The organism is Endozoicomonas sp. SESOKO1, from assembly GCF_024606265.1.
Classification (GTDB): Bacteria; Pseudomonadota; Gammaproteobacteria; order Pseudomonadales; family Endozoicomonadaceae; genus Endozoicomonas.
This window is the reverse complement of the sequence record NZ_JAHHPP010000117.1, coordinates 1-1,112: the sequence shown is the minus strand read 5'-3', so window position 1 is coordinate 1,112 and position 1,112 is coordinate 1. Positions and strand designations below refer to the sequence as shown.

1 protein-coding gene is annotated in these 1,112 nt (G+C 59.4%); it reads left to right on the top strand.

The window, feature by feature from the left end; genetic code table 11:
• Positions 1–1,112: hypothetical protein (locus KDK13_RS06010; protein WP_257284062.1), on the top strand; the 1,112-nt coding region annotated here is incomplete at both ends.

Sequence of the window (1,112 nt, the reverse complement as noted above, 5' to 3'; positions counted from 1 at the left end):
TCGGCTTTCCTGCAGCAGCTCAACCGGCAGCGAATACAACCGGATGCTGCCTGGCAAACCGATGACCTGCTGAATATGGCCATCGCCATGGTCACCAATCAGGAGCAACCGACCCGCTGCACCGAGGAGTTTCTGCTCGAAGTGTTGTTCTCGCCCAGACTGGGGGTTGAACATGAGCGCACCGGCAATATTTTCGACAGCGATGGACGGGTCCGGGGTACCGATGGTGGTGCCATCTTCTTTGGCGGGGAGCAAACCCAACCGAGCCAGTCAGGCCCGGCCAGAGATCTTGGCAAGTGCATGCTGAACGCCATGGCAGACCGTCAACTGGAACAATTGACTGCAGCATCCCGGACGGCTGACTCCGGCCCGTTACTCAGTGGCGCACTGCGCGATGCCATTGTTGACCGGGCCAGCCAGTTTCAGGAACTGCAAAGGAGAGTGGTGCATACCCGGCATTCGATGGGGTTGTCAAGCAAGCTGCCAGACTGGCTGGGGGCCAGCAGTGGCAACTACAGTAGCCGCCGCGACCAGCTGTGCCAACGCCTGGAACAACGACTGACTCCGGTCACCAGCCCAGGGGCTGTTCGGGCGGGTGATACCTGCCTCAGCCAGCTGGAAGCGGGTGATTATGGTTCGGCCCGGTCATCCTTCTTCGCGCTGTCGGACCAGCAACAGCAACAGGCCATCCAGTCACTGACAAGGATGCCCGACTGCTTTGGACTGGAACTCCAGTGGGATGATCCGGCACCCAGAGACAGCCAGAGTGCCTGGCAGCGCTTCACTGCCCTGTACGACAGCAAGATGGGGGTCCAGGAAGAGGCGATGAACCGCCTGAAGCTGATGTCGATGGTCAATGCTGGCAAGGTGACCAGGCAATACGACGAGGCGCAACAACTGGTGGCACACATTATTGACCTGCTGCCAACCCGGGACAATGCCAGCCAGCGATCCTGCCAGGAGGCCGCAGAGTGCGCCCGGCCGCCAGTGTTCCAGCAGCACCAGTACGACCGGGACACAATAACCGACATGCTCAGTGCTTATAAAACCATCAAGGCAGAAGTTGCCGACCAGTTGCCACAGTATTTTATCGACCACAATCTGGACAGTGA